General features: G+C 64.9%; 4 protein-coding genes and 1 tRNA gene. 1 reads left to right on the plus strand and 4 read right to left on the minus strand.

Translation table 11 applies throughout. The features are described 5' to 3' along the window. Window positions 1–14: 14 nt before the first annotated feature. The 4 genes from GNK13_RS13690 to GNK13_RS13705 form a co-directional block, all read right to left on the minus strand. Window positions 15–1868 (minus strand): ATP-binding cassette domain-containing protein, encoded by a 1854-nt coding sequence (locus tag GNK13_RS13690; protein WP_164103114.1) that lies wholly within the window; start codon window positions 1866–1868, stop codon window positions 15–17. A 7-nt stretch (window positions 1869–1875) separates the two neighbouring features. Beyond that, a complete protein-coding gene (locus tag GNK13_RS13695; protein WP_164103115.1) occupies window positions 1876–3606 on the minus strand; it encodes an ABC transporter permease in 1731 nt (576 codons plus the stop codon). 291 nt (window positions 3607–3897) lie between these two features. Further along, the gene (locus tag GNK13_RS13700; protein WP_164103116.1) at window positions 3898–4191 is read right to left on the minus strand and encodes an acylphosphatase; all 294 of its coding nucleotides are present in this window, start codon (window positions 4189–4191) and stop codon (window positions 3898–3900) included. 203 nt (window positions 4192–4394) lie between these two features. Further along, entirely contained in the window at window positions 4395–6158 is a 1764-nt protein-coding gene (locus GNK13_RS13705; protein WP_164103117.1) for a SpoIIE family protein phosphatase, read from the minus strand. 224 nt (window positions 6159–6382) lie between these two features. Between GNK13_RS13705 and GNK13_RS13710 the strand changes: the two genes are divergently transcribed. Next, window positions 6383–6454: transfer RNA gene (locus GNK13_RS13710), tRNA-Gln, on the plus strand. Window positions 6455–6822: the final 368 nt, after the last annotated feature.

The following is a 6822-nucleotide window of genomic DNA, read 5'->3' on the forward strand; positions in this document are numbered from 1 at the left end:
ACTGCGGCTTGGATCTAGCCGTTCGCATTGCGCAGATGGCGGTAGGGATTGAACAGCACGTAGTTCAGGTGGCGATAGAGGTCGCTGCTGGCGAGCAGCTCCTCGTGGCGTCCCTCGCCCGCCAAGCGGCCACCATTGAGCAGCACGACGCGGTCGGCCATCCGTAGCGTCCGCTGCCGCTGCGGAAGAATCACGACCAGCGAGCCGCTCCGAGCCAATTCGCACAGCGCGTCGATCGCCGGCTCGTCACTGAGTGAACCTGGAACGGCCGGGGGCTCCTGGACGATCACGACGGCCGGCTTGCGGATCAGCGCCCGGGCGATCGCCAGCCCGTACCGCGTCGAATCGTCGAGCCGTCCGTCGTCGGCGGTGATCAGGGTCGAAAAGCCGTCCCCCATCGACTGCAGCCGATCGTAGACGCCGGCCCGCCGGGTGGCATCGGAGATTTGGCCGCTGTCGGGAGTCGTCGAGGCAAAACTGAGGTTATCGGTGATCGTCCCCGACCACAGCGGACCGCTGCGACCGATCCAAAGAACTTGCTTCGACAACCACCGCTCATGCAAATCGTGGATCGCGATGTCGTCGACCGTCACTCGCCCCGTCTTCGGCTGACCAAATCCCAGCAGCAGCTCGACCAGTGCTCCGACGGCGACCGGCTCAGTCCCCAGCACGGCGACGACCGAGCCTGGCTCCAGCCGCAGCGACAGCCCGCTCAGCAGTGGCCGTCCCGAACCGTCGGGGAGCGTCACATTCGACAGCTCGATCGCATGCCGCAGCCCCGCCAGCCCCATCCGCTCGGCGGTCCGCGATTCCCGAGCGCGGTCGCTGAACAAATAAACCGCTTCAGCCGACTCGCGGAGCGCAGGCAACTGGCCCAGCGAGCGGATCACGCGAACGGCACCGGTGACTGCCCCGCCCAGCGAGAGAGCGAGCACGAGGGCACTGGGGAGCCCCAACGCGGCTTCCTCCTCGAGCATCGCTCCGCCGAGGGCCAACGTCAGCAACGCCACGACCAGGCCGCTGGCGAGCGTCACCGCGGGGATCAGCCGTGCCCGCTGGTGGTCGCGCATCTGACCGACTTCCATCAGCCGTCCCAGCGGCCCCCCCGACTCGTCGACCGGCGTCTCGTCGCCGCGCACCCGGGCGATCAGCGGCGCGGTCTGCACCGCTTCGACCAAGCGGCGGCGAAGCGTGGGGAGATCGAAGGTGGAGGCCCGGCGGTCGCCAAGGTGCTCCAGCCAACGATACAAACGCCACACGATCAGCCCGCTGATGATCGCCAACGTCGCCAGCCAAACGTCCACAGCCAATGCCAGCAGAATGCAGCTGAGAGCCAGCAGAACGCTCCGCGGCATCGCCCGCCACCAGCCGATCAGTCCTTGGTGGACCATCGGCAGCTGCTCGTCGATCAACAGCCGCGTGCGGCTTCGCTGGGCGCTGATCCCTTCGGCCGCAGCGACTTGGATGCTCGTCCCCAGCACGCGCTCGTGCAGCATCCGGCTGACGCATCGCGAGCGGGCGTACAGGCCGCGGTAAAAAAAGAATAGGGCCAGCGTGTGGAGCAGGGCCAAGAACAACCCAGCGGCAACCAGCCAAAGCAACTGGTCGAGCGGCTTTTGGCGGAGCAGCGATTCGGGAATCGGCACCGTGAGCATCCGCCCGAGCGGCACTGGGCTGGCCCGCAGCCCGCCCTCGGCGAGCAACTGGGCGATCAACCCGCAGACGAGGATGACCGCCGGAACCAGGAGAGCCGCGGCGGCCGCGGCCACATACCAGCCCCACCAGGCGGCTCCACTGGTCTCCTGCAACACGCGTTTCAAAGGCGAAGCTGCCGGAGGAGCCGTCGGCGAGGAGGGTGGCACGCTCATCGATGCATCAAGCCAAATCGCGATCTTCAAACAACAGTAACGCGACCATCAACGTCATGATCCCGAAACAGACAAGATAGTTGAATGCCCCGGCCAGGTAGATCGGCGGGATCGGATTTCCCGCATCCACGGCCGACTGGATGTTGAATGCATTCAAGTTGGGAACCACCACGGCGATCAATTTACCGACGAAGCCCACCAGCTCGTTGCTGCCGTCGGAGGAGCGGACCAGCGGCGCCGTCAGGTTTCCGACGACATAGACAATGAAGCAGATCACGAAGTTCGCCAGCATCGGCAGCCGCGTCGCGATCGCCACGCCGATCGCGCCAATCGCCATCGTCTCCATGAAGTACAGCGCAATCCCCGGAACGACCGACACCATCTCGCCATGCGATTCCTGCCACATCGGAACCTCCTGCGAGTTCTCGCGGGCGTCGAAGATCGGCTTGTAGGCGGTGACCACCATCAGCAACAAACCGAGGACCACGAACAGCACGAACACGGCCATCATGATCCCGGCGTACTTGCCGAGCAAAAACGATCGCCGCGAAACCGGTTTGCTGAGCACCGTCAGCGCCGTCTTGCCCTCGATCTCGTCGGCGACGCTCGTCCCGGCCGACCACACCGCCTGGATCAAGCCGAGCACCATGATCAGCGTCATCCCGCTGTCCTTGAGCAGCTTGATGTCCTCGCCGAGCGTGTTGAACGGCACAATCATGAACAGGATCATCGCCACCGCCCCGAGCGCCAGGAGCACGAAGTACAGCGGCTGAGCCATCTCGCTTTTGCTGGTCGCCAGCGCGATCGCCGCCACCCGCGGTGCCGCCTGGCGGAACGCGATGTAGGCCAGGATCGATAGGACCACTGCCAGGGCCGCGATCACGATCGACGAAACCTGCTGAATCGGCGGCAGGCTGACGATCCGAAAGTTGACCGTCGCCGGGTCGATCTCGCGGTTCTGAATCCATAGTCCCTCGGCCGGATCGGTCGGCAGCGGCACGCCGCCGAGCTCCCCGCGCTTCCAAGTGAACGGAGCGTCCGGATCGATCCGCGTCGGCCGGATCTGAAAATCCTCGGGCGATTCGGCGTCGGCCAGAATGATCGTGCGATTGCTCTCGATCGAAAGCTCAGTGATCGCCGCCGGATCGTATTCGACGAAGAACTGCCGAAAGGGTGCGTCGTCGGGGTCGGTCACGTCGCTCGAGACCGCCGGCACGACGATCGGCTGGACTCGCTCGCCGTCACCGACCCAGTTGACCTGCTTGAGGCTCTCCAGGATCGGGCGGGTATCCTCAGCCCAGGGCGTGATCGCCAATCCGATCACCATCACGACCGCCGCGGCTCCCAACGCGTAGCCCATCACCCCTTCGGTCAGCACCGACCAGAGCTCGTGCACCGTCCGCCGCCACATTCCGTAGACCAATCCCCAGCCGACGATCGCCGACATCGCCAACACCGGCAGAATCAGCAAGATTCGGTAATCCGCGGTGGTTTGCGACCAGTACAGCGACAGCGTCACCGCCGCGACGATCAACGTCAGCACTCCGGCCACCGCGTTGGCGACCCGCGGGCGATCTCCGAGCGTCCCCAAGCCCGGCACGCGGGAGAGCACCGCGAGGACGGCGAGCAGCACCGCGGCGACCACAAAACCGGCCAGCACCCCGATTCCTAAAATCCACAGCGGGGTTACCCAAACCGGCAACCACGGTGTCGTTTGCAGCGGCACCAACGCGAGCATCGTCGACAACCTCTCGAGGAATAAATCATTCAAATCAGATAAGGACGTCAGGCTTTCCAGCCTGACCCAGCACCCCAGCCCGGCCGCGCCACCTCGGCAGACCACTTCGCCGGGTTGCTACGCAGCCAGACGAAAAAAGGTTTGATGCGGACCAATCATACATGGCCGAGGAGGCGGCGCCCCACCCGGTTCGCGGCGGTTCCCCAGGAGTCTGGCCATGACCGGTCCGATTCTGGCGGTCCTGCCCGGACTGCCTGGTTGCTCCGGCCCGCGATCGATGCTGCACGCGGCTCAGTACTGGATGCGGAAGCCGCCTCGCTCGCCCTTCGCTGGCACCCAATGAATCTGTTCGTCGTCGATCCGCTCGGCCAAAGCTCCCCGGACGCGGCCTAAAAAGACTTCGACGTCGCGGCGTCGCCCCTCGGCCTCGAGTCGCACGCTCAGGTCGGGTTCATTGCGGACCCAGCCGTCGATCGCCGCCCCGGCGACTTGGCGAACCGCAGTCATGCGAAAGCCGACGCCCTGGACTTCTCCGCGATACTGAACGCTCGCCCGGACCCGGTCGCTGTGTTGTTCGTTGCTCATGAGGAATCGATGTGCGATCCAAAGGTATCGTTTAACGGCAAGCCGCAGGCGACTGTGTCTCCAAAAGTCCAGTTCTCGCTTTGGACCATCAGCCGCCACGCGCTAGCGTCCGGTTCTCTCGGTTTTTTCGGGAACCGGGGGCTAGCGCCCGGCGGCTGATGAATAATCCGGCCTACCGCCCGGCGGCTGATGAAACATCCGGTCTACGCCGACGTCTTCGGCTCCTCCGCTTCGATCACGCTCGAGCCGGTCGCGAGGCTCGAGTCGGAGACGGAGGGTTTGGGCGCGGCGCGTTCGATCGTGACAAAGCAGATGTCGTCCTCGGCCGCCCCAGGGCCGACGTGCTGCTGCAACTTCTTGATCAACCGATCGGCGACCGCTTTTCCGCTTCCTCCCTCGGCGATCACGCGGCGGATCCTTTCGATCTTGAACTGTTCGCCGGCTGCGTTGGTCGCTTCGTTGACCCCGTCGGTGTAGAGCACGGCGACGTCTCCTTCGTCCATCGGGAGCGTGACCGCTTGGTAGCTCATCCCCGGACCGATCGCGATCGGCAGCCCCGCTTCGTCGGCTCCAGGTTCGATCAACTCGCCCCCGGCGCGGCGAATGATCGGCGCCATGTGTCCGGCGTTGACGATCGTCGCGGTGGCGCGGGCCGGGTCGATCACGATCAGCAAAAACGTCACAAACCGCTCGACGCCCAAGTCGCTCATCCGGTCGTTCAAACGCTCGACGGCGAGGGCCGGCGAGGGTTCGCTGGCGAGACAGAACCGCGTTTCGGCCGAAAGCTTGGCCATGTACATCGCCGCTGCCACGCCGTGGCCGACGACGTCGGCGACGACCACGCCGATGCGGCCGTCGGGCAGATCGATATAGTCGAAATAATCGCCCCCGACGTGATTGGCTGCCGCGTAGTAGCTGTGGAAGCGGAAGCCGGGAATCTCGGGAGCCGCGTGGGGCAGGAACGCCGCCTGCACCTCGGTGGCCAGCTTCAAATCGTGCTCGACCTCTTTCTGCAGCAGCGCTTGTTCGTGCAGTTGGGCGCTGTGGATCGCCATCCCCGCTTGCGTGGCGACCGCGGCCAAGACCTCGACGTCCCCTTCCTCAAACCGGTTGCGCTGGTCGATCGTGTCGATCTGTAGCGCGCCGATCGCCTCCCCTTCTCCGTTGATCAGCGGGGCGCAGATCATCGAGCGGATGCGGAAGTCGGCAATCGATTCGCTCGACTGGAAGCGGGCGTCGCTGCTCGCATCGAGCGAAAGAATGGCCGAGCCTTCGGTCATCGCCTCGCGGATAATCGTGCGGCTGATCCGCAGCGTTTCGGTTTCGGCCTGCGGGCGTCGCGTCTTCACCCACTTGGGCACCAGCTCCCCGTCCCCCTGGACCAGCACGATGAACCCGCGGTCGGCTTGGGGAAAAATATTGAACAAGCCTTCGAGGACTTTCGGCAGGACCTCGTCCAAGGCCAAGGCGTTGCCAAGGGCCTGGGTGATCCGCAGCAAGGCGGAGAGCTTCGTCTCGACGCTCGCCGCCAGATGGACGCCGCTCCCGGTCTTGCGGACCTCGACCCGCGAGACAGCCGGGCTCCCTTCGCTCGGCGGATCGTCGACCATCACCACGCCGAAGCTCGAGCCGCCGAACAGCATCGCCGAGTCGGGGACCAGCTTGGTCGTGATCCGTTCCCCCTCGCGGTATTCGAATTCGACGTCGCAGATCCGGATCCGGTCACTCTCCCGCAACAACTCGGGGTGGCGGAGCAGTTGGCCGTTGAGGAACGTGCCGTTGCGGCTCTTCAGGTCCTCGACCCAGTGCTGGCCGTCGCGGCGGCGGATCTTGGCGTGGTGCCGGCTGACCGCACCGACATCGACCACCACGTCGCAGTCGGGATGGCGGCCAAGCACGATCTCGTCCGCGTCGAGCGAAAATCGCTCGGCATCCGGCCCAGCGTCGGCGAGGGTCAGAAAAGCCATATCGGAACAGCGCTGCGAGGGGGGAGATGGCGGCCGAACCGCCGCGGGGAGCCGTCCCCGCAGCAAGCGTCTCGGCATCGCTCGCCGGATTGTCAGCCAGCGAGCACGGTTCGTCAACGAACCCCCCGCAGGAAGCGAAGGTCCCGCTGCTCCGCTCTTGACCAAATTCGCTTTCGGACTTAGCTTTACTCCAACGGTGGCAGGCACCACTCCACCGCCACGATTGTCCCGTGGTGTAATTGGCAACACGACGGATTCTGAATCCGTTATTCTTGGTTCAAGTCCAAGCGGGACAACTCCCAGCTCCGGCCCCACCTCGCGGCCGGTCAAGCGGTTCTCAAACCCGCACTCTCTCGCGGGCCCTTCCTCAAGGCACTCCGGCTCCCTCGTCGCTGCCCCAACGCTTCGCCGGTGGGTTGATTAAATCAGCCGCCACGCGCTAGCCGCGGGTGCTGCAGCGGAAATCCCGGGGCTGCGAGGCCCGAGGCTAGCGCCTACGGCTCAAAAGCCTGAAACCACTGGGTTTTCTGACAGAGCCTAGCTGGACAGCGCCACTTTCTCACGCTGAACTGCCATAAAGTCAGCAGTGCCCAGCAGTTGGCTACCAAGTCGTTTAACGGCAAGCCGAAGGCGACTGTGTTTTAAAAAGCAGTCGCCTTCGGCT

It is taken from the genome of Candidatus Laterigemmans baculatus (assembly GCF_010367455.1).
Lineage (GTDB): Bacteria > Planctomycetota > Planctomycetia > Pirellulales > Pirellulaceae > Laterigemmans > Laterigemmans baculatus.

Excerpts from the sequence above, each read along its gene's own strand:
- GNK13_RS13690 (WP_164103114.1), bottom strand. The coding sequence starts at position 1,868 with ATGAGCGTGCCACCCTCCTCGCCGACGGCTCCTCCGGCAGCTTCGCCT.
- GNK13_RS13695 (WP_164103115.1), bottom strand. The coding sequence starts at position 3,606 with ATGCTCGCGTTGGTGCCGCTGCAAACGACACCGTGGTTGCCGGTTTGG.
- GNK13_RS13700 (WP_164103116.1), bottom strand. The coding sequence starts at position 4,191 with ATGAGCAACGAACAACACAGCGACCGGGTCCGGGCGAGCGTTCAGTAT.
- GNK13_RS13705 (WP_164103117.1), bottom strand. The coding sequence starts at position 6,158 with ATGGCTTTTCTGACCCTCGCCGACGCTGGGCCGGATGCCGAGCGATTT.